Genomic DNA, 21,011 nt, shown 5'->3' on the forward strand with positions numbered 1-21,011 from the left:
CATATGAGGCACCGACAGGAGAATCATCACCGTGACTGCCACTTTGCTCGCCACCAAACGCGTCGAAAAGCCCTGGGGGCGTCATACCTTGTGGCCCGGTTTTGCCGATCCTGCGCCCGGTGGTGAAAAGGTCGGCGAAGTGTGGTTCCAGACGCCGCATGCGGGCGAGCCAGAATTGCTGATCAAATATCTGTTCACCAGCGAGAAATTGTCGGTGCAGGTGCATCCGGATGACGCTGCCGCGCAGGCCGCGGGCTATCCGCGCGGCAAGGACGAAGCGTGGCTGATCCTCGCCGCCGAACCCGATTCGACCATCGCGATCGGGACGCTCGAGCCGATGACGCACGAGCAGTTGCGCGCCGCCTCGCTCGACGGCTCGATCGAGCATCTGCTCGATTGGAAGCCGGTCAAGGCGGGCGACTTTTACTATAACGAGGCCGGCACGATCCACGCGATCGGCGCAGGGATCACCACGATCGAAGTCCAGCAGAACGTCGATCTGACCTATCGCCTGTACGATTATGGCAGCGACCGCGAACTGCATCTCGATGCCGGGGTCAAGGTGTCCGACCCGGTGCCGTTCGTGCCCCTGCCGACCCCGCCCTCCGACGGCAAGGACCACCAGATCCTGTCCGAAGGCCCCAAGTTCGTCACCGAGCGCTTTGCCGGCGGCCACCGCGTGATCGATCTGCCCGCTGGCGTTCCGGGCTGGTTCGTTCCCGTCGCGGGTTCCGGCACGGTCGACGGTGTCGCGTTCAAGGCGGGCGAGTGCCTGTTGCTCGAGGGCCGCTGCGAGATTTCGTCCGACGCCGAGAGCGATTTGCTGCTCGCCTATCCGGGCGATAAGCGCATCTGATCGATCGCGTCTCCCCTCGCGGACACGCGAGGGGAGAAGACCTTTACACTCTCGTGCTAGCGATGCGGCCATGCTCCGTGTCCTCACCCTCTCCACGCTGTTCCCCGATGCGTCGCGGCCGAACTTCGGCATTTTCGTCGAGCGGCAGACGTTGGGACTGGCGGCCCATCCGGACATCGATCTCAGGCTGGTCGCGCCGGTCGGGCTGCCGCCGTGGCCGCTGTCGCGCCATGCTCATTATGCTGCGCTATCCGCGCTTCCCGAGCGCGAGACGTGGAAGGGTCTCGCGACCTATCGCCCACGCTTTACGACGCTACCGGGGACGGCGGGGCGATTCCATGCACGCGCGCTGACCAAGCGGCTGATCCCTCTGCTCACCCAGATCCGCCGCGACTTCGCCTTCGACGTGATCGACGCCGAGTTCTTCTTTCCCGACGGTCCCGCCGCGGTGGCGCTCGGCCAGCATTTCGGTGTGCCGGTGTCGATCAAGGCACGCGGCGCCGATATCCACCATTGGGGCACCACACCCGCCACCAACGCGCAGGTCGTGACGGCCGGGCAAACGGCGAACGGCGTGCTGGCGGTATCGCAGGCGATGCGCGCCGACATGATCGCGCTTGGTATCCCGGCGGAGCGGATCCGCGTCCATCATACTGGCGTCGATCTCGACCGCTTCGCGCCGCACGACCGCAGCGTGGGCAAGGCAAGGTACGGCGTGACGGGACCATTGGTCGTCTCGGTCGGCGCCCTCATCCCGCGCAAGGGCCATGACGTCGTGATCGACGCGGTCGCGTCGCTTCCTGGCACCACGTTGCTGATCGCTGGCGAAGGTCCTGCGCGCGCCGCGCTCGAGTCGCAGATCGCTACGCGCGGCGTCGGCGACCGCGTGCGCCTGCTCGGCGCGATCCCGCATGGCGACTTGCCGGGGCTGTTGGCGGCGGCCGACCTGATGGCGCTTGCATCAGCGTCCGAGGGGCTGGCGAACGCTTGGGTCGAGGCGCTCGCATGCGGCACGCCAATCGTCATCACCGGCGCAGGCGGGGCGATGGAGGTGGTGACCGACGCCGCTTATGGCCGAATAGCCGACCGCACACCGCAGGCCTTTGCTGCAGCGATCGCAGCGCTGCTCGCCGATCCGCCGCCGCCCGCGGCAGTGCGAACCGGCGCAGCGCGCTTCACCTGGGCGGCGAACACCGCCGCCTTGGTCGATCACCTCAGCCAGTTGGTTTCACTGCGCCGCTGAAATCGCCTGCTTGCCCGCCCAGACCTTCGCCTGTGCATCGCTCAGTTCGACCAGATTGCCCATCACGACGGGCATGTCGACCAAGTGCAGTCCCCAATCCTTCAGCATGCGCGTGCCAACCACGACATCGCCGACGATCGTCTGCGTGCGTTTGTCGGTCGGCTTGGCGTTTACCGACACCGCCAGATAGGTGAACTTGCCGGTGCTGGTGCAGGCGGTGCTGATCAGCCCGGGAACCTTGACGAAGGGCGTGGTCACCGCCGCGGCGTCAGTCGTCCATGGGCCCATCGGCGCGCTCGCCATTCCTGCGCCACGCGCGCCGAGATAGGCGTCGCTCACCGCCGCGCCGCCGCCGAGTGCGGCCGGATTGACGCAGGCTGCGATCATCCCGGGCTGCGGCACGACGCCGAAGCGGCTGTTCTCGGGTGGGGGCGAATCGGCGCGGAAGCTGACATAGCTGACGACGCAGCCGACATCCTTGGCGGTATGGCAAAGCGGCGTCGCTTTGAGATCGCCGCCGACATCCTTGCCCGCGGGCACCGCGACATTGGTGCCCGGGATGAGCACCGAAATGATGAGCTTCTGCGTCGGCGTCCCCTCGATCGCATCGGCGACGAGCTGCTTGAGGATTCCCGAACCCTGGCTGTGGCCAATCAGCACGACACCGCGCCCATGATTGTCATAGGCGAGATATTCGTCCCACGCCGCCTTCACGTCGCGATACGCCATCGCGCGGTCGGCAACGACGGGCTTGCCCAGCAGCAGTGCCTGGAGGGCGGTGAGCGTGACCTGGCGGTAGAGCGGCGCGAAGACGCGGCAGTGCGCGGCGAAGCGTCCGGCTTGTGCTGCGGCGACGGTGTTCTCCTCGGGCCCGGCGATCATGTCGCTGTTCGGAGTGCGATCGAGCGAGACGGTCGGATAGACGTAGAAGCAGTCGAACTTGGGGTTGCTGGTCGGCGAAAACTTCTCGGTGCTACGCGAACCATCGGCCTTGATGATCGTCGCATCCTGGTTCGCATCGCACGGATCAACCTTGCCCGGCCGACATAGCCAGTTCTCGGGCTTGCCATAGTCCGGCGAAGCGGCGGAGGCGGCGGCGGGCTGCGTCTGCGCGGCAACGGCGCCCGGCGCGACAAACAGGCTCAAGCCCAGCACGATCGATTTCATGAAACGTCTCCCCCCAACATCTTTGGGCAGGAGGATAGCGCTGCAGCGCCAGCCTTCAAAGCGGATACAGCGCGCCCACGACCCAACGCGTCTCACCGCGCAATACTGCCCAGGCGCGCGCGGCGGCGCGGCTGTCCATCGCCTCGACGCCGATGCCGAGCGCTTCGCACCCCCGCACGAAGCTCGGGGGCGGGCGCTGCATCGTCGCGCCGGTTCCGAGCAGCAGGAATTCCGGGCGCGGATCGAGCGCAAGCAGCGCGCCGAGCGCTTCGACCGTCAATGCTTCGATCGGCGGCGGCGCCCATTCCTCCGACCCGTCGGGCCAGATCCGCAGCGCGCGGTACACGCCGATGAATTCGCCCGCCTCGACCTTGAAGCCACCGCGCGAAAAGGCGGTGATCACCGGCCCGACGCCGCGCTCGCGCTCGACTCGCATCAGCGTGCCTTGGGCGTTCCGGCAGTTACGGCGGGGACGTCGTCGACCCGCGGATCGGGACGCAGGCCGAGCGTGATCAGCAGCGACGACGACACGTAGATCGACGAATAGGTGCCGACGAAGATGCCGAGGATCATCGCCGCGGTGAAGCCGCGCAGCACGTGACCGCCGAAGATCAGCAGCGCGAACAGCGCCAGCAGGATCGTTAGCGAGGTCATCACGGTGCGGGGCAGCGTCTCGTTGACCGAGAGATCGACGATGCTCGACATGTCCATCTTGCGATAGCGGCGCATGTTCTCGCGGATGCGGTCGTCGATCACGATCTTGTCGTTGATCGAATAGCCGATGATCGTGAGCACTGCGGCGACGATGTTGAGGTCGAATTCGTACCAGGTCAGCGCGAAGAAGCCCAAGGTCATCAGCACGTCGTGAACGATTGCGACGACGGTCGAGACGCCGAACTGCCATTCGAAACGGAAGATGGCGAATAGGCCGATCCCGACGACGGCGAGAACGACCGCGAGGATGCCCTTCCAAATCAGTTCGCCGGAGACCTTGCCGCTCACCGCATCCTGTTTGGAGAATTTGGCGTCGGGGAAATCCTTGACGATTGCGGCCTGCACCGTCGCGACGACGCGATCGGTCGCGTCCTTGGCCTGGCTCTTGACCGGCGGGAGCTTGATCGAAATCGTCTTTCCGTCAGTGCCCACGACCTGCAAGCGGGCATCGCCGAGGTTGAGCCGATCGATGGTGGTGCGCAACTTGTCGACCGACGGCGGAGTGGTGAACTTCTCCTCGATCATCAGACCGCCGACGAAATCGACGCCGAGGTTGAGCCCGCGCGCGAAGACGAGGCCGATCGCGGCGAGCGACAGCAGGATGGTCAGCCCGAACGCCCATTTGCGGAGCGAGACGAACGGCAGGTTGGTGTTGTCGGGAACGAGTTTCAGCAGGCGCATGTCACATCCTCGTCATGCCGGCGAACGCTGGCATCTTTTTGGGCGAGGGCGATGCCTGCCGCAGGGAGACCCCAGCTTTCGCTGGGGTGACGGAAAAGGGGGGTCATATGTGGATCTCGGTCGGGCGGTTCTTGCGAATCCACAGCACGACCAGCATCCGCGTGAAGGTCACCGAGGTGAACACCGAGGTGATGATGCCGATCAGCAGCACGACCGCGAAACCCTTCACCGGGCCCGAGCCGAGCATCAGCATGATCAGCCCCGAAATCGCGTGCGTCGCGTTCGCCTCGAAGATCGTCCGGCTCGCTTCCTTGTAGCCCAGTTCGACCGACTGGATCACGCTGCGACCGCGGCGGCGTTCCTCGCGGATACGCTCGTTGATCAGCACGTTGGCGTCGACCGCGGTGCCGATCGTCAGCACGAACCCCGCGATCCCCGGCAGCGTCAGCGTACCGTTGAGCAGCGCGAGCACGCCCATGATGACGACGACGTTGATGACCACGGCATAGTCGGCATAGAAACCGAAGCGGCCATAGGTCGCGATCATGAACAGCACGACGAGGGCGACTGCGATGCCAGACGCAAGCAGGCCCGCATGGATCGAATCCGCGCCGAGATCGGGACCGACGGTGCGTTCCTCGACGACCTTGAGCGAGATCGGCAGCTTGCCCGAGCTCAGCGCGATCGAAAGGTTGTTCGCCGATTCGACCGTGAACGAGCCCTCGATATAGCCCGACCCGCCAAGAATTGGCGTGTTGATGCGCGGCGCCGAAATGACCTTGTCATCGACGATCACCGCGAAGCGCTTGCCAGTCTGGTCCTGCGTGATCCGCGCGAACTTCTTGCCGCCTTCGCTGTTGAAGCCGAAATTGACGATCGGTTCGTTGGTGTCCTGCTTGAAGCCCTGGCTTGCGGTCAGCAACTGGTCGCCGGTGAGGATCGCCTGGCGCTTGACCAGAATCTGCGCGCCGGGGCCGGCCTCGGAATAGGGGAGTGCCTGGCTGCCCGCGGGCACGATGCCGCCGGGCACATACGGCGTGTCGTCGACCATCTTGAATTCGAGCTTGGCGGTCTTGCCGAGCAGTTCGCGCAGCGCCTTGGGGTCCTTCAGACCCGGCACCTGGACGACGATACGGTCGTTGCCCTGGCGGACGATCGTCGGCTCCTTGGTGCCGAGTTTGTCGATGCGCGTGCGTACGACGTCAGTCGCGGTCGCCATCGCGGTGTTGATCGCCGCGGCGATGCCCGCCTGTGTCGGCGTCATCACGACGCGCGACGAGTCGACCACCTGCAAGTCCCAGTCGCGCTGGCCGGTGTATCCGACGCCGCCGGTGAGCTTGTTGAGCCGCTCGCGCGCGGCATCGAGCTGCGTCACGTCGCGCAGCAGGAAGCTGAGCTTGCCGCCGTCGGTCGCGATGTCGCCGATCGAGATCGGCGGGCCCTTCGCCATTTCGGTGACGATCTGCTCGCGCATCGCCTCGAGCCGGTTCTTGACCAGCTCGTCGGTGTCGGCCTCGATCAGCATGTAGCTGCCGCCGGCGAGATCGAGCCCGAGATTGACCTTGGGGTGCGGAAAGGCGCCCCATTTCGACGTGACCGAATCAGGCAGGAAACTCGGGATCGCCAGCGCCATCAGGCAGGCGAGGAACCCGAGGATCGAGACGACCTTCCAGCGCGGGAAATCGAGCATCGGATCAGTCGTTCGCGGGCTTGGAGCCGAGCGGCGTCACGTCGGCGAGCGTCGACTTGACGACCCGGATCTTGATCGAAGGGGCGATCTCGACCTCGACGAACGCGTCCTCGACCTTGGTCACTTTGCCGAGCACGCCACCGGCCGTGACGACCGAATCGCCCTTCTTGACCGCGCCGATCGTCGCTGCCTGGTCACGCGCGCGCTTTTGCTGCGGGCGCAGGATCAGGAAGTAGAAGACGACGAAGACGAGCAGCAACGGCGCGAACTGGATGATCATCGCGAGGAAACCATCGGGGCCTGCGGCAGTGGCGCCGGCGGTCTGGGCAAAGGCTGGGGTGGCGAACATGGGCTACCTTGGTAAGACTGGACCCGCCTGCGTTTCGACACGCGGGATCGCGCACCCTTTCGGGCACGCCACAAGCCCGCCGCGCTATCAGGTACGCTCCGCCCGCGCAACGCTAACTCGCCGACACCGCGTGCTCCGGCGGGCAGGAAAGGGCGACGTCAGGCCCGCGCGCCGATCCCACGCGACGGGTTGATCGCGCGGCGAAAGATCGTACCATTTCGGCTCTTCTTGTTGAGTAGCGAAGCCCGCGATGAAATCTCTCCTGACCTTAGCGCTCTTTCTGCTGGCGGTACCGAGCGTGGCCGCCGCCGAAAGCGGGCGCGAGACGCTGATCCAGACCGCCTTTGTCGTGCGCGACCGCGGCGCGGCGCTGTCGCAGCTCGCCAGCGTCGAGGCGGCGGCCGCGTCGGCGCTGGCCAAGACGCCGGGCGACAGCGAAGCGTTGCTGTCGCGCGCAATGGCGACGAGCTATCGCGCCAAGCTGACGCACAGCCGGACCGAAGCGCTCTCCGCCAAAACGCAATTCGAAGCGCTGGTGGCCAAGAACCCGCGCGATCCCGAAGCGCTCGCGGCGCTCGGCGCGTGGCATCTGAGCGCGGTCAAGGCGCTCGGTGCGATGGTCGCGCGCGGCGGGCTCGGCGCGCGCAAGGCGGTGGGGCTCGCGGTGATCGACCGCGCGCTCGCGGTGGGCGGCGACCGGGCGCTGTTCCCCGGGATCGCCGGGATGCTGCGGCTTGCGATCGATCCCGGCGATGCGCGCGGCATGGCGCTGATCGGGCAGGCGGTGCATGCCTCTGCCGCCACGACGATCGACCGCCTGATGCAACGCCGCGCGGCGCAGCTCGAACTGGTGCTCAAGGGCGGCGATGCCAAGCTGATCCAGGCGCTCGCCAATCGCTTGCTCCCGCTTGGCCAATTTGGTTGAGCCGTCCCGCCAATTTTGCGAAGTGGCTTGCATCCAGACGCAGGTCAGCCTAGACGCGCCTCCCTCGGTCGGGGCGTAGCGCAGCCTGGTAGCGCATCACACTGGGGGTGTGGGGGTCGCAGGTTCGAATCCTGTCGCCCCGACCAGAGATACATTGCCTTACGGGTCTGTAAGGCTGTGCCGCGATGAGAGTTTCCATCTCGGCAAGCTCCGTCTTTATCGCGGTCGCTCTGGCGCTGTGGCAGCTTGGCTCCCGCGGTCGGGCTATTGCGATTCGTCCATGCGCAGGACGACAAAGCTCCAACGAAGTCTTAATCATTGCGCGCGTAGCATAGCGTGTCTCTAGGTTGGGAAAGCTTGAATGCGCCGGAAACTTCAATTGTTCGCAACCGGGATCGCGCTCACGGTCGCTTTCCCCGTCGGAGCCGAACCGATCTCGAGCGAGCTTCGAATTACCGGTGTGGTTCCGACCATTTGCAACGTGAGTTTTCGCGCGGGCATGGCCACGTCTACCGGGTCCGCGATCGATCTGGGGACTATGTCCCGCTTCTGCAACGATTCGGCGGGCTACCGGGTGGTGCTACAGACGCCACATGGCTTGTCCAATGCGACCTTCGTCTATGGCTCGGTCCGCGTACCGCTATCGGCCGACGGCGAGACCGTCATCATCGACAGCAGCCAGCCTGAGCTCGGCGCCGAACCGGCGCGGATCGAAATCGACGGAAAGGCGGCCTTGCCCGACAATTTCAATCTCAGCGTCCGCGCGGAGCCGAAGGGCACCATCTACTAAGCGACGCGGATTACGGCGCCGTCGCTGTCGTCGCGGTGCAGGTCGATCCGGCATAGCCGTCGCTCGGGCGGAAGGTCAGCGTGATCGTGTCGCTATAGTCACCGGCCGGCTGGCTGGCGACCGCGGCCGGATCGAGCGCGACTTCGACGAGTTTGACGTCGCCCACTGGCATTTGCGTGACGGGGCAGGCGATCGTCGTTGCGCCGGCCACGGTGATCCCCGCATATTTGAGGCGATAGCCGATCGCGCCGGTCTGATCGCGGCCGCGGCGTAGACGCTGGCCGTTGTCCGTCGCGATGTCGACCGCATAGGGCAGCGTGCTGAGCGCGGTGACCGATGCGTTACGGACGAGCGCTGCACCGTTGCCCAATTCGCCAAACGCGATCTCGCCGCGCTGCTGGCCGGTCCCGCCGACATAGGCCGATACGATCCGCGGCACGGTGACCGCAAGTTCGGTCTGGCCATTATACTGTTCCTGCTGCGTGCCGAACAGGTCGCTGCCGGCATAGCATTGGTAGCGGACCACCAGCCGCTCGGCATAGCGACCGGCATAGGCCTGCTGCCCGCGCCCGATGCTGAGCCGGAAGACCGTCTCGCTCATATCGCGCGCGCGTGCGAAGCCGACGCGCGCCGAATTGAGATCGGTCACCGACTCGGCGGTCGTCACGAACACGCGCCGCCCGCGATCCTCGAGCCAGTCGATCGTGTAGAGATCGGGCCCGTCGGTTCCGAACTTCGGCGCGCCGTTGCGCCCGGTCGAATCGACCAGGAGGAAGCGAACCGAGCTGACATTCGGATCGGTGCGCAGCACGCGCAGCGTGAACACATCGACATATTCGGACGGGCTGAACGGGTTGTACGTCCGCTGGATCCCCTGGTTGAGGATCTCGAACTGCGCGCAATTGGTCGGGCCGGCCCAGGCCGCTACCGGGGTCGCCAGCATCGCCGCGGCGATAAGGATAGAAGCGCGCATCATTTCGTCTCCAGCTTCACATCGTTCAGGCGCACCACGCCGCTTGCATCCTTGGCGATCTCGATGATCGCGCTGCTCTTGGGCTCGGTCGGCATTTCGATCCGCCACTTGCCGGGGCGCAAGCCCGACAGGCCGAAGCGGCCTTCGCGATTGGTGAACACCGTCACCGGCTTGGCGCCGGGCTTGGCGAGCTCGAACGCTTCGCCCGCGAGCAGGCTGACCGGCGACCCGTCCTCGAGCTTGAAGGTGCCGATCGCGGTGATCGAATAATCGGATCCGACCGTGACGAGATACCCGGCCTTGTACGGCGGATAGACGCGAATGTTGCCTGCGCCCAGATCATAGCCCGCGGGCGCCTTGGGCGCGTCGAAGGTGACGACGCGGTCGGCAAAGGCCGACAGATCGTTTGCGACCGCGCCGCCGAGCAAGCCCGAGCGCGCGGTATAATGCCCGTCGGACGGATTGACGACGACTTGCGTGCCCTTCAGCGAGCGATGCGGCGTGACCAGCGCGAACCCGTCATAGACCGGCCGCGAGATCGCGAAATGGCCATCGGCGAACACCAGCGCGGTGCCGAGCCGTGCCGAGGTGCGCTGATCGGTGACCTTGAACCCGCCAGAATCGAAAGCCGTGGTGTGCGAGACCGCGAGCTCGGCGCGATTGGCGGTATAGCTGACGCCGCCGTCAAGGCCGAACGCGCCCTGGCCGTAATCGGCGTTGACCGCGAGCGAGGTGGCGCCGACGCCGGTGCCCGACGAGGTCTGATAGCCGATCCGGCCGCGTCCGCCGCGCGATTCATATTCGGCAGTGGCGCTGCTGCGCCCGCCCAGCCGCAAGGCGAGGCCGAGGCGCCCGCCATAGGACGAACCGCCGACGTTGCGATTGTCGTAAAGGCCCTGCGCCTGCAGGTTGAGTCGTTGCGACAGGCGGAAACCGTAGGTCAGCCGCGCCGATTGCTGGTCCGAAAAGCCGCTGCGCCCCTTCGAATAACGGCCGTCGACCGAAACGAACTGGAACTCGCCGATCGCCTGCGAATAGGTCGCGCCGGCCTCGAAGGCATAGCGATTGTCGGCCGCGATATCGTTCGGGGTCGCGAATTTGGGGCTGCGCGTCTCGAACGTCAGTGCAAACGCCTTGCCGCGCGACCCAGTGCCGCCGAACGTCCGCTGGATCGAGGCATTGAGCGCATAGCCCGTGCCGACGCCGCTGACACGCGAGGCGGCAAGATCGAATCCCACCGTCCCGAGCGGGCTCGCCCAGACGACCTCGACCCCCGCCGTCGCGCCGCGCTTCTGTGCCTGGAAATTGGCGCCGGCGGTGAGCGTGTCGGAGATGCCGCGCCGGATGAACCCGCTCGCGACGGGCTGATTGAAGCGGTAGTTGCGCCCGGTATTGGTCGTCGGCGCGAGCACACCGCCATAGACGCCGAACTCGGTGAGGCCCTTGGCGAGCAGCGTGCGGTCGAAGAACAGCGAGAATTCGAGCGTTTCCTGCCGCCCGCTGTCGTCGGTGATCTGCAACCGGACGTCGTTGAGGCCCTGCACGAACGGGAAATCGCGGACGTTGTAGGTGCCGGGCTCGAGCCGGATCTGCCGGATCTGCTGGCCGTTGATGAAGGCGACGACGTTCGACGGGCGCACGACGGTGAAGGTCTGGCTGCCCGTCGGCTGGACGTTGCGCTGCGGCTGCAGCACCGAGTAGGTGCGCGCGAACGACACGCCCGCCATTTGTGGCGCACCCGAGAAACCGCGCGTCACTGGCAGCAGATCGCCGACGGTTACCCGCGCGAGCAACCGATCATTGTCATAGACGAAGCGCGTGGCCTCGCGCTGGAAGAGCGTCGGTGAACCACGCTGGCCGATCTGCAGCGTGCCTTCGCCCTCGAGCACGACGCCGTGCGCGCGCAGCGCCCAATCGGTCGAGACGATCGGGCTCTGCAGGCCGCGGTTCGAACCCTGCCATTCATAATCGGCGCTCGTCCGCAAATTGACGTAGCCCGCGACTCCGGCGGGGCGGTCGACGTCGCCGACGACGTCCTGGCTCAACTGCGCGAGGCGGACGTCGCGCCGCGTCCGCGCAGTCGGCGGAATGACGATGACCAGCCCGATCGTCTGGGGATCGTAACTGATCAGATAGCCGAACGCCGAAAATTGCTCGACCGGCGTATCGCCCAACCCGCCGAGCCCGCTGGCCAATTTGTCATAGGCGAGTGGATCGATGACGGGCTTGACCGCCTTGAGCACTGCCGGCGCGTTGACCAGGACATGATCGTCGCGCGTCAGCGTGAACGGCACTTCGCCCAGCGCGAACGGCCCGTCGCGGAGCGGCGCGGTGAGCACGATGTCGCGTCCGGTCGGATTGAGCTTGGGGCCGGTGGCGTCGGCCGGCGCCGCTGGCGGGGGCGGCGCGGACCGCTGCGGTTGCGGCGCGTCGCCGAGGAACGCATTGCTGCCGCCCGACACCACTGGCGCACCTGCATCCGCGGCGAATTGCGGCAGCAGCGGTCTACGGTCGCGCCCGGGCGGTGGCGCGGTGGTCCCCTCGGCTCGGGCATCGCAGATCAGGTGGCAAAGTTGTGCGCGCGGCTCGGCGCGGTCCGGCCTCCACGGCACCGTTCGATCGACGAACAGGGTGGAGCGGGCCGCAGCCGGAGCTTCGGCGAGCAGCAACGCGCTGCTCGCCAACAGCGCTGCCATCACGCTAGCGCCGTGATTTGGACGTGTAGACTGCCTCAACTGACCCCCCGTCGAGCGGCAACTCTAAAGGAGTCTGCAGCTTCCGTACTTGCCCCGCCCCAACCAGACCGTATCCAAACTGCTGCTGGATTTCGGCGCTGTTCATCGACTTCTTGAAGACTTCCTTGCCTTGCCGGTCCTTCTGCAAGATTTTCAGCGTTCCTTCGGCCAGATAGCCATAGGTGTTCGACTGGTTCTGCAGGTTGAGCAGCAAGCGAACCTTGCCATCCACCCCTTTGACCGCTTCGGCCGACTTGACCTCGATCGCCGATTTCGCCCCCGGCGCGGCAACGCTAACGATCACCTGGAAATTGTAGAGGATCTGCACCGCCGACTGGCCGGCGGGCAGCTTCACGGGCAATTGCGCCACGGTCAGGAAGAAGTGCCGGCTGGTCTTGATGTCGGGATCGCCGATCCACTGAATGCGGAACGATTGTGATCGCCCCGGCGGCACGATCGCCTGCGGTGGGAAGATCAGCAGATCCTTCGCCTCCCGGGTCGAGGCGACGAGCGCCCCGTCCTTGAAATCGGCTTCGGTCGCACGCAGTTCGATCGGCAGCGGGGTCGTGAACGAATTCTCGACGGTCACAACCTGCGACGTACGGCTGCCGGTCGTCGACAGATCGACGATCACCGGCTGAACCGTCATCGCCACCGCCGCCGCCGCGAAGATCGCGACGCCGACGGCAAATATCAGCATCATGCGCAAGCGCGCCAGGTACGTCACGTAATGTCCCCCCCACCCATCCTGATCAGGATGTTGCTTCGACCCGTATCGTTACGGTGTCGTTGTAAATGCCCGCGACGAGCGGCGTGCCGCCGCCGGGAATGCGAATGCCGATCTGCGCGGTGCCGGTCGCAGCGTTGCCGACAAGCGTCTGCACCGTGCGTGCCGTGCTGGTATCGAACCCCGCGCTGGTCCCGGCCCATTCCAGCGACACGCTGAAATCGAGCCGGTTGCGCAAGGCGCCGGTCGGGCTGCTGCCCGCTTCGTTCACCAGCCCGCCATTGCGGCTTTCGATCTGGATGCGGTGCGCGGTGTTGCAGGTGATCGGCAACGCGATGCGAATGGCGGCGGGATTGGGCACGCCGGTGAGCGGATTGATGAACCCGGGGCCGCCCAGCGCGACGTCAAGACCGCCCGATTGCGCGACGGTGACGCGCGCATTGTCCTGCTCGGTCGCGCTCGGCGATCCGATGACGCAGCCGGGCGGCGCGGTACCCTCGACCACCAGATCGCGCGCGCCGGCATTGCCTTCGCCCGACAGCACGCCCGCCGAGCTGGTCTGCGCAAATGTCGCGCTCGGGAGCGCGATCGTAAGCGTCGCGAGCAGGAGCGCGATCCGCATCATTGCGCTCCCAGCGTGACGGTGAGGGTATCGGTGTAGTCGCCCGCGACGAGCGGCGCATTGGCCAGCGCGTTGGTCGCGCCGGGCAGGACGCGGAAATCGATCGTCATCGTCCCGGCCGCCGCCGTCGCCGAGCTGAAACCCGCCGATTTGGGTGCGCGCGTCGTCGCATCGGCGTCCAGGCGAACGCTGTTTTCCTGCCACGTGACATCGGCGAGATAGGGAACGGCATTGCCGAAGCCATTGGGCGTCGGCGTGCCGATCGTCTGGCGCCACAGCCCGTTGTTCCGCGACGCGACCGTCAGCGTGTAGGGATAGTTGCACGCGGCATCGAAGGCGAGTGATGCGCGCACCGGCCGGGTCGACAGGTTGGTCGGATCGGTCAGCGCTGCGATCCGCAGGATCCGTCCGGTCAGCGCGTTGACGTTGAGCGCCGCGCTGCCGGTGTCGAGCCGCGGGTCGCCGAGGATGCAAAGATCGGGCACGCTGCCGGTGACGGGGAGCGCCGACGTCGGTTGCGGTGCTGCAGGCGCGATCCGCGCAGTGGCCGGCATCGCGCATGTCATCAGCAGGAGCGCGGGTGCGAGGCGAACGGGCAGGGCGGTCATGGCAGCGGCCTCAAGGTCACGCGGATCGCGCCGAGATAGGCACGGCTCGCCAGCGGTCGCGTGGCGCTGCCCTCGCGCAGCCGGAAATCGCTGGCGGTGATAATGAGCGGGACGACGCGCGGATCGGGGGCGGTCTGCACCGCGTCGCGCTGGGTGGTCGCGCCGTCGGTACGATAGGTTGCTGCGGTATCGGTCCAGCCCGACGCTGTCGCAGTATAGTGGATGGCGTTCGTGAAGCCGCTGCGCAATTGCGCGGTCGCGCCTTGCGGGGTCAGTTCGATCGCGGAAATCTCGATTTCGGATGGGGCGTTGCACCAGGTGTCGCCGAGTTCTTTCTGCGGCGGCGCGAGATTGCGGCGCAGCAAGCCGGTCTGCGTATCGATCAGCACGCCCAGATCGAAGCTGCCGCGCGTATCGGTCGATCCGCCGATCTGGCACACGGGTGGCACGCCGCCGACGAAGCGGACGGTGACGCTATCGGGTCCGGTCGGGTCGGTCTGGGCATGGGCAGGCATCGCCGTCGCCAGCAGCGCCATTGCTCCAAGACAGAACCGGAAATCGCTCAACGCGGTACTTTCGACGGAAGGAAAAAGGCCGGGGCGGGAGAATCCCGCCCCGGCGGGTATTCTTACAGGCCAGGCGTCAGCGTCAGCGTGACGGTGCTGGTGTAATTGCCGGCGACCAGACGGGCGGTCGACGTGTCGTAGCTTGCGCGCGGCAGCGTGCCGGCACCGGCGACCGATGTTGCGGTCGAAGCATCACCGAAGTTCACGAAGGTCAGCGTCGCGCCCGCGCCGGTCGGGCCAAAGCGACCGACGGTTGGGCCGCCGGTGCCATCTTCGGTGGCTTCGATCAGATCGTCCGAGCGATCCGAGCGGCTCAGGCCGTCGATCTTGAGCGCCAGATCATAGACGATGTTCTGCGCGAAACCGCTGTCGGTCAGGCCGCCGGACGAGCCGTCCTTCTGCAGCGACGTGCGCGTCAGCACGACACCGTTGGCGCCGCCGGTGCACCAGGCCTTCATGTTGAGGCCGGTCAGTGCGTTGCCGATCGTCGTGCCGACATTGCCGCGCGCGCGGCCAGTGTCGTTGGTCAGATCGTAATTGGCGAGCGTGACGGTCTGGTCGTCGGCCGCGATGTTGCACTTGGCGGGGGTGTCGGCCTGAACCGTGACGGCGACGTCATGGTTGTTCGAGGACTCATCCGCGAAGGCGGGGGTGGCGATGACGGCCGTCGCGGCCGCGAGCAGATACAGGGTCTTCATGAGGATAGTCCTTTCAGAGAGAATTTACAGGTGGTTGTGGATCAGTTGCCGGGGGTGAGCGTCAGCGTGACGGTGCCCGTATAGGTGCCGGCGACCATGCGCGCCGCGTTGTTCTCGGAACCGTTGAACACGGCGCGGGTGACCTCAGCGCCGCCCTGGCCGTTGCTGACGGCGTCAACCGACGTGCCCGGTTCGGTGACGAAGCTGATCTTCGAACCCTGGCCGGTCGGACCGAAGGCGGGAACGGCGATGCCCGAGCCGGCGCCGATGCCAGGGCCGTTGGCCGGGCCATCGCTCGTGCCGTCGAAGAACGCTGCGCCATCGCGCGTCGCGCCATCGATCAGCACGTTGAGATCATAGACGATCGCCTGGTTGAAGCCGTTTACCGCGTTGCCGTTGCCCGTGATCAGCGCCGAGCGCGATACCGCCACGCCGTTGCGGGCGCCGTTGCACCAGGCCTTCAGGTTGAGGCCGCTGAGGGCGTTCGCCACCTTCTGGTCGACGTTGTTGCGAACGCGACCCTGATCGTTGGTCAGGTCATAGCCGGTCAGGATGATCGTCGAATCGTCGGCAGCGATGTTGCACTTGGCCGGCGTGCTGCCCTGGATGGTGATGGTCACGTCGTGATTGTTGCTGTCCTGCGCGAAGGCAGGCGTGGCGATCGCGGCGACGGCCGCGGTCGCGAGAATCGTGATGGTCTTCATGTCGTAGGTCTCCCACCTGGTTGCTGCGCTCGACTATCGTTCCGATCGCAGCCGCGCGGTGCGACCTTGATTGGACTCCTGTTGGACGGAGCGCGCGTCCAACGTTGGAATGGCGGGATCACCAGCGCAGGGGCGCGGCGCATCATGTGCGCGGCCCGACGACGATGGTGAGCGTATCCTGATAAGTGCCCGCGGCGCGGCGGATGCCGTCGTCGCCGCCGCGCCAGCCGACGATCACGCGGCCGTTGCGGCGGATCGCGGTGCGGCGGCCCGACGACAGGCCCTGGCCGGCGACGGTGCCGTAGAACGGACAGGCGCTGCCGGCCGCGACGAGGTCGGCGGCATCGCAGGGCCGCGTCGCGATCGGCGCATCGTCGGTTTCGAGCGCCAGCGCGACCGAATAGGCCTTGCGGTTCGAAAAGCCCGTTTCGGTCCGGCCGACAGGGCCCGCGCGCGTCGGATCGTCGAGCACCATCGCCCCGTTGCTCGAGCTCACCGCGATCGCGAAGGGCGTGTTGCAATCGAGCTGAAAATCGAAGCCGAGGGTCTGCGCGGTTTCGAGGTCGGGCAAGGCGGCGCTCGCCAGTGTTGCGGGACCGCGGGCAATGCCGCACCGCTCGGCGATCGTCGCGGTAACGTCGATCGCGATATGGTCGGCGTCGGCGGCAAAGGCGGTCGACGGCGCCACGAGCGCGATCGCCAATGCCCATGCCTTTCCACGACCGTATGCCATCGGTTTGCAAGCCCCCGTTGCCAGCCCCGGGATCCGCCTCGACTCGACGAGGTCAGTTCCGAGCTGGTAAAGAAAGCGTTAAGGGCGGGACCGATCCGGCCGCATCACCACCATTGATTAGAGACTTATTTAAAACGGGATATTAACCTTACATGCTGGGCTCCGCCGCGGCATCTGTCCCTTATTGACACGTTAAGAACATCATAGCGCGAGCGGAACCGGATGGCCGAGCGCGCAGAGGGGAGGGGCGGGGCGCAATGTCGATCGAGTCGCGGACGATCGACGTGGCAATCGTCGGCGGGGGATTACACGGAAGTCTGGTCGCCCTGGCACTGGCGCGCTGGCGGCCCGAGGCGCGGGTCCTCCTCATCGAAGCGTGCGATCGCTTCGGCGGTGGCCCGATCGCGCCGTTCCGGCTGCGCGACGTAGGGACGGCGATGTCGCTGGTAATCGAGCCCCTGATCGTCGGGGAATGGCCGCGCTACTATGTCGAGCTGGGCGACGAGACGCACAGCGTGGCCGACGCGCTTGGTTTGATCGACCCGGCACAACTCCATGCCGAAGTGTGTGCCCACCTTGGCTCGGCGCGATGCTGGCGCAACGTCTCGGCGATTCCTCGCGGCGACCAGATCATCGCGACGCCGCGCGGCGAAATTCGGGCCGGCCTCGTGCTCGATCTCCGACCACCGCCGCTCACGGCGGGGCCAGCGATCCTGGCCACCATGATCGATTATCGCAGTCCCGATCCGCTCGGGCTTCGCTACCCTATTCTGCTCGACTCGGTGCTCGCGGGGCGGACCGGGGCGGCAGTCTGGCAGTATTTCCCGATCGGACGGCACGGCGTGATGGCGCGCGCCTTACGCTTCGATGCGACACCGCTTACTTTGCCGGTGCGCTTTGCGGTCACGACCCTGCGGGCGCCGCGCGAGATTGCGCTGTCCTTTGCCGCCGATCCGCGCTGGTCATCGCTTCCGCCGCATCCGCTGCTGCCGTCGGCGATGGGATCGGCGGCGGCGCTGGCCCAGGCCGTCATCGCGCTCCCCGAATGGACGCCGGCAGCCTATGCCGCGGCCCGCACACGCGCGGCCGCCAAGATTGCGCCCGCAGTCGCCGCGCGCGCCGCGTTGTTCGCCACGCTGCGCGATGAACCCGATCGTCGCTGCACGGTCCTCGCCGAGATGGCGATGGATATGACGGTGTGACGGCCGGACCGGTTCAAGCGGGCATGCGCGCGACTGGCGCAGCGGCGCTCTGCAGCGCTGGCCTGAGCGTCGGCAACGGCAGCCAGTGCGTGGGCACAACCGCGCGGCAGAGATCGTCGCTCCACCAGCATGCGGGTTGACCAGAACTTTCAGCGAGCCACTGGCAGCGACCGATCAACGTGAGGCGATCACCGTCTGCAACCGCGAAGAGAATCTCGCTGCCGTCGGTCTGCGCAGAAGAAATGACACGCCAATATTGCATAGGAGGATTCTGCAGCGCCACTATTCTGTCGAAACCGAATGCTATCCCAGCGCGGCGCGCGTATCAATATGCGTCACCAATATTGGTGATGACCGGGGCACCGCGCGGGTGATCGCAGGTCACAGCACATAGGCCATGACCTTGTGGAACAGTCCTTCGCGCGACGAGAAATCGAGCTTTGCGTAGATCGACCTGATTTGGGTACGCACTGTATCGAGCGAGACCCCGTGACATTCGGCGATGCCGTCGGCGACGCTGCCATTCAGCAACTTTAGCAGCACCGCATGTTCGGCCTTGGTGAGATCGAACACCCGGCTGAGATTGGCAAAGCGCGGCGTTTCGGTGCGCCAGAAGGTGACGGCGATGAGCGGTCGATCGAGATCGCTGATCCGGCGGATCTGCATCACGATATGATTGTCGTCTGCGCTGAGCAATTCCCAGCAGCGCGTCGTATCGGTACTGGCGCCGATCGCATCGACCAACTGCGCGTGTTGCGCGCTATCGACCGCGCCCAGCGCGGCCTTGCGCACTTCGAGATCGCGACGCTGCGCCAGGAACGAGTCCGCGGCTTCGTTAGCCCAGACGAGCCGCAGGTTGCGATCGACCAGCACACGCGGCACGGGATCGGTCATCAGCCAGTGGCACAGGCTGCCGTCATGCGACGCGGGTGCCTCGGCCGCGTGGCTCCGCGCGAAAATAGGAGGTGCGCTCTGCAAAGGTATGGAACGCTCGACTACCATGCACAGCGCCGTCCCAACCCCGTGCATCGGCTCGACGCACACGGTTTTTGCGCAAAAGTCTGTAGAGCTCGCGCGCGCTTGTTCGACGCCCGCTCGAAACGGCCCATCGTTACTATCCCCGTCCTTGTTACCCGCGGTTGCTCCATTTTATTGTTAATGGTTGCTTAACCGCGGCAATTACGTCGCATGTGTAACGATAGAATGACAAGAGCAAAATAGTTGAAGAACCGTACCGAGTCAGGACGCCAGATCGCGAGCCGTTTGCGCGCCGACGAGACCGCGATATTCGCGCGGCGTCATGCCGAAGCGCGTACGGAAACTGCGGCTCAAGTGCGAAGCGTCGCTAAACCCCAGCCGGTGCGCAATGGCGCCGATCGTTTCGCCGCGGTCGACTTCGGCGATTGCGGTCCGCGCCCGCTCCAGGCGCTGCGAGACGATATAGGCATGCAGGCCACCCGTCTCGGCGAACGCGGCGAATAGCCGCGTACGCGGCACGCCAAGCACCTCTGACAAATTGGCCGCGGTGATATTGCCGGCTCCCAGTCGCCGTTCGATCTCTTCCTTGGCGCGCGACAGCAGAGCCTGTTCGGGCGACGTCCTCGGCGTTTCGCCCGGCGCGACGTCGCCAACCAATATCTCGATCAAATCGAGGAAGACGCGACCGAGCGCGGGCGCCAGCGCGGCGCTCAGCCGCGGGAGCGATCGACGCACCTGCGCGGCGTGCGCGAACAGCATGTCGCTTTTCGGTGGGGAAACGACAAGACCGTGCAGCGCGCTGAGCGGCCCGAAACGCGCGTGGGCGACGGCGCGCGGGATGATGACGGCATAGGTCTTGCTGGCGGTAGAGACGTGCAGCGACGGCAGACCGAGATCGTGGAAATGCAGCGATCCAGCGGGTTCGTAGAAGGCTTGCCCGTTCATATCCCCCTGCGCCAGCCCTTCGATCATCAGATTGATGATGATGGGATCGAAATCCGACTCACGAATGTCTTCCTTGCGGCGTTCCCAGCGCTGTCCGGTGATCTCCGTATAGACGAACGTCACCTCGCCCAGTTGGGATGCTTCCCAGCATGTGTTGAATGGCTCGGTAGGTTCGGTACGGTAGACGGCTCTCTCGCGGGGCCAATTGCGCATGCGCCAAGCCCGATAGCGGTCCTCCGCAGGCAAACCCTCGGTTGAATAATAGTCGATTGGAATCGTGGTCGCCGCCGCTTCATTCTGCTCGTTGCGGCAAGCGCTCATGGGCGACACGGAGTCGATAGCGGCAGGTGGAATTCTTCGCGTTATCGAACCATCAACCGCCATCGGCGCATCCTGTCGCGCGTACTTTGTTCGGTCAATGTCGTTTTAACCATCGTCCGCTCCAGAGTATGGGAGAAGTGCAAAGGGGCTGTGTGCCGAACGCCTTGACGCGGTCCTTCCGCCGTCTGAGAGCCGCGCGATGACTTTTCCTCCATCGTCTGTCCTGCTGCCCGACCGGACGGGGCTGCCCGACGAGATCGCCTATCTGCGTGCGGCCTATCCCGCGGCGAAGTGGCAGAGCCATCGCAACTACGGTGAGCTGACCGCGTTCTGGCTGCACGTCCATGCCAGCCTGCGCGAACAGGCGGCGCGACTCGACGACTTGACCGCCAGTTTTCGCGAGGGCCGCATCGCGGTCGGTGCGTTTCAGTCTGCGCTCGTTCCGGGGCTCAATCACTTCCTGCACCAGTTGAGCGGGCATCACGGAATCGAAGACCAGGCCTATTTCCCCAAATTCCGCGCGCTCGATCCGCGCATGGCGGCGGGGTTCGATCTGCTCGAGAGCGACCATGGGATCATCCATCTCGGGCTCGAGGCGACGGTCGACGCTGCACGCACGATGCTGCGCGCATTCGGCATGCCGGGCGATTCTCGCCCCGCAGTCGATGCGTATGCCGGCACGAGCCACATCCTGTTCGCGCAACTCGTCCGGCATCTTGCCGACGAGGAAGAAATCGTCATTCCCGCGATGCTCGAACACGGCGAACGCCGCGTCAGCTGAGCT

Annotated in this window: 22 protein-coding genes and 1 tRNA gene; 7 read left to right on the plus strand and 16 right to left on the minus strand. The window is 65.8% G+C overall.

The genetic code is table 11. From position 1 onward, the window contains the following. Positions 1 to 31 precede the first annotated feature (31 nt). Together ACP7C5_RS08520 and ACP7C5_RS08525 are read left to right on the plus strand one after the other, a co-directional pair. Positions 32 to 856, plus strand: a complete 825-nt coding sequence (locus ACP7C5_RS08520; protein WP_322162345.1) for a class I mannose-6-phosphate isomerase — start codon at positions 32 to 34, stop codon at positions 854 to 856. Positions 857 to 926: 70 nt separating this feature from the next. After that, positions 927 to 2,099 (plus strand): glycosyltransferase, encoded by a 1,173-nt coding sequence (locus ACP7C5_RS08525; RefSeq protein ID WP_426263919.1) that lies wholly within the window; start codon positions 927 to 929, stop codon positions 2,097 to 2,099. Here ACP7C5_RS08525 and ACP7C5_RS08530 read toward each other — a convergent pair. The 5 genes from ACP7C5_RS08530 to yajC all read right to left on the minus strand — a co-directional run bounded on the left by ACP7C5_RS08530 (position 2,085) and on the right by yajC (position 6,700). Then, a complete protein-coding gene (locus tag ACP7C5_RS08530) occupies positions 2,085 to 3,266 on the minus strand; it encodes a DUF3089 domain-containing protein (protein ID WP_426263920.1) in 1,182 nt (393 codons plus the stop codon). The two genes, ACP7C5_RS08525 and ACP7C5_RS08530, sit on opposite strands and share 15 nt — an antisense overlap. Before the next feature lie 55 nt (positions 3,267 to 3,321). Next, positions 3,322 to 3,702 carry an Mth938-like domain-containing protein gene (locus ACP7C5_RS08535; RefSeq protein ID WP_426263921.1) on the minus strand — a complete coding sequence of 127 codons (381 nt, stop codon included), beginning with the start codon at positions 3,700 to 3,702 and terminating at the stop codon, positions 3,322 to 3,324. Continuing rightward, complete coding sequence (gene secF / locus ACP7C5_RS08540; RefSeq protein ID WP_189675959.1) at positions 3,702 to 4,661, minus strand: protein translocase subunit SecF; 960 nt, start codon at positions 4,659 to 4,661, stop codon at positions 3,702 to 3,704. The genes ACP7C5_RS08535 and secF overlap by 1 nt, the downstream gene beginning before the upstream one ends. A gap of 103 nt (positions 4,662 to 4,764) precedes the next feature. Beyond that, positions 4,765 to 6,351, minus strand: a complete 1,587-nt coding sequence (secD, locus tag ACP7C5_RS08545; RefSeq protein WP_426263922.1) for a protein translocase subunit SecD — start codon at positions 6,349 to 6,351, stop codon at positions 4,765 to 4,767. Between the two features lie 4 nt (positions 6,352 to 6,355). Continuing rightward, on the minus strand, positions 6,356 to 6,700 hold the full coding sequence (gene yajC / locus ACP7C5_RS08550) for a preprotein translocase subunit YajC (RefSeq protein WP_133186118.1): 345 nt from the start codon (positions 6,698 to 6,700) through the stop codon (positions 6,356 to 6,358). A gap of 250 nt (positions 6,701 to 6,950) precedes the next feature. Here yajC and ACP7C5_RS08555 point away from each other — a divergent pair, with 250 nt between their 5' ends. The 3 genes from ACP7C5_RS08555 (at position 6,951) to ACP7C5_RS08565 (ending at position 8,415) form a co-directional block, all read left to right on the plus strand. After that, on the plus strand, positions 6,951 to 7,625 hold the full coding sequence (locus tag ACP7C5_RS08555) for a hypothetical protein (RefSeq protein ID WP_426263923.1): 675 nt from the start codon (positions 6,951 to 6,953) through the stop codon (positions 7,623 to 7,625). A 69-nt stretch (positions 7,626 to 7,694) separates the two neighbouring features. Continuing rightward, positions 7,695 to 7,771: transfer RNA gene (locus tag ACP7C5_RS08560), tRNA-Pro, on the plus strand. A 215-nt stretch (positions 7,772 to 7,986) separates the two neighbouring features. Further along, on the plus strand, positions 7,987 to 8,415 hold the full coding sequence (locus tag ACP7C5_RS08565; RefSeq protein WP_189675956.1) for a hypothetical protein: 429 nt from the start codon (positions 7,987 to 7,989) through the stop codon (positions 8,413 to 8,415). A 10-nt stretch (positions 8,416 to 8,425) separates the two neighbouring features. On the opposite strand, the gene ACP7C5_RS08570 is transcribed toward ACP7C5_RS08565, so the two are convergent. The 9 genes from ACP7C5_RS08570 to ACP7C5_RS08610 all read right to left on the minus strand — a co-directional run bounded on the left by ACP7C5_RS08570 (position 8,426) and on the right by ACP7C5_RS08610 (position 16,751). Continuing rightward, positions 8,426 to 9,391: a hypothetical protein gene (locus ACP7C5_RS08570; protein ID WP_426263924.1), complete on the minus strand. Its 966-nt coding sequence runs from the start codon at positions 9,389 to 9,391 to the stop codon at positions 8,426 to 8,428. After that, positions 9,388 to 12,084 (minus strand): fimbria/pilus outer membrane usher protein, encoded by a 2,697-nt coding sequence (locus ACP7C5_RS08575; protein ID WP_426263925.1) that lies wholly within the window; start codon positions 12,082 to 12,084, stop codon positions 9,388 to 9,390. Before ACP7C5_RS08575 ends, ACP7C5_RS08570 begins: the two co-directional genes overlap by 4 nt. Positions 12,085 to 12,088: 4 nt before the next feature. Then, a complete protein-coding gene (locus tag ACP7C5_RS08580; RefSeq protein WP_165954422.1) occupies positions 12,089 to 12,826 on the minus strand; it encodes a fimbria/pilus periplasmic chaperone in 738 nt (245 codons plus the stop codon). Between the two features lie 49 nt (positions 12,827 to 12,875). After that, on the minus strand, positions 12,876 to 13,472 hold the full coding sequence (locus ACP7C5_RS08585; protein ID WP_426263926.1) for a hypothetical protein: 597 nt from the start codon (positions 13,470 to 13,472) through the stop codon (positions 12,876 to 12,878). Then, positions 13,472 to 14,080, minus strand: coding sequence for a hypothetical protein (locus ACP7C5_RS08590; RefSeq protein WP_426263927.1), 609 nt, complete (start codon positions 14,078 to 14,080; stop codon positions 13,472 to 13,474). Before ACP7C5_RS08590 ends, ACP7C5_RS08585 begins: the two co-directional genes overlap by 1 nt. After that, entirely contained in the window at positions 14,077 to 14,595 is a 519-nt protein-coding gene (locus ACP7C5_RS08595) for a hypothetical protein (protein WP_426263928.1), read from the minus strand. The genes ACP7C5_RS08590 and ACP7C5_RS08595 overlap by 4 nt, the downstream gene beginning before the upstream one ends. Before the next feature lie 113 nt (positions 14,596 to 14,708). After that, positions 14,709 to 15,344: a hypothetical protein gene (locus ACP7C5_RS08600; protein ID WP_354289072.1), complete on the minus strand. Its 636-nt coding sequence runs from the start codon at positions 15,342 to 15,344 to the stop codon at positions 14,709 to 14,711. Between the two features lie 41 nt (positions 15,345 to 15,385). Next, positions 15,386 to 16,048 carry a hypothetical protein gene (locus tag ACP7C5_RS08605; protein WP_426263929.1) on the minus strand — a complete coding sequence of 221 codons (663 nt, stop codon included), beginning with the start codon at positions 16,046 to 16,048 and terminating at the stop codon, positions 15,386 to 15,388. Between the two features lie 142 nt (positions 16,049 to 16,190). Continuing rightward, positions 16,191 to 16,751 (minus strand): hypothetical protein, encoded by a 561-nt coding sequence (locus ACP7C5_RS08610; RefSeq protein ID WP_189675949.1) that lies wholly within the window; start codon positions 16,749 to 16,751, stop codon positions 16,191 to 16,193. A 287-nt stretch (positions 16,752 to 17,038) separates the two neighbouring features. On the opposite strand from ACP7C5_RS08610, the gene ACP7C5_RS08615 reads away from it, so the two are divergent. After that, on the plus strand, positions 17,039 to 17,983 hold the full coding sequence (locus tag ACP7C5_RS08615; protein WP_426263930.1) for a lycopene cyclase family protein: 945 nt from the start codon (positions 17,039 to 17,041) through the stop codon (positions 17,981 to 17,983). 381 nt (positions 17,984 to 18,364) lie between these two features. Here ACP7C5_RS08615 and ACP7C5_RS08620 read toward each other — a convergent pair whose 3' ends face one another. Together ACP7C5_RS08620 and ACP7C5_RS08625 are read right to left on the minus strand one after the other, a co-directional pair. Continuing rightward, positions 18,365 to 18,985, minus strand: a complete 621-nt coding sequence (locus tag ACP7C5_RS08620) for a helix-turn-helix transcriptional regulator (protein WP_426263931.1) — start codon at positions 18,983 to 18,985, stop codon at positions 18,365 to 18,367. 237 nt (positions 18,986 to 19,222) lie between these two features. Then, positions 19,223 to 20,290, minus strand: a complete 1,068-nt coding sequence (locus tag ACP7C5_RS08625; protein ID WP_426263932.1) for a helix-turn-helix domain-containing protein — start codon at positions 20,288 to 20,290, stop codon at positions 19,223 to 19,225. A gap of 136 nt (positions 20,291 to 20,426) precedes the next feature. Between ACP7C5_RS08625 and ACP7C5_RS08630 the strand changes: the two genes are divergently transcribed. Next, positions 20,427 to 21,008, plus strand: a complete 582-nt coding sequence (locus tag ACP7C5_RS08630; RefSeq protein ID WP_426263933.1) for a hemerythrin domain-containing protein — start codon at positions 20,427 to 20,429, stop codon at positions 21,006 to 21,008. The last annotated feature ends 3 nt before the right edge of the window (positions 21,009 to 21,011 follow it).

Origin of the sequence: Sphingomonas sp. PWP1-2 (assembly GCF_049898305.1) — a bacterium.
Taxonomy (GTDB): Bacteria; Pseudomonadota; Alphaproteobacteria; order Sphingomonadales; family Sphingomonadaceae; genus Sphingomonas; species Sphingomonas glacialis.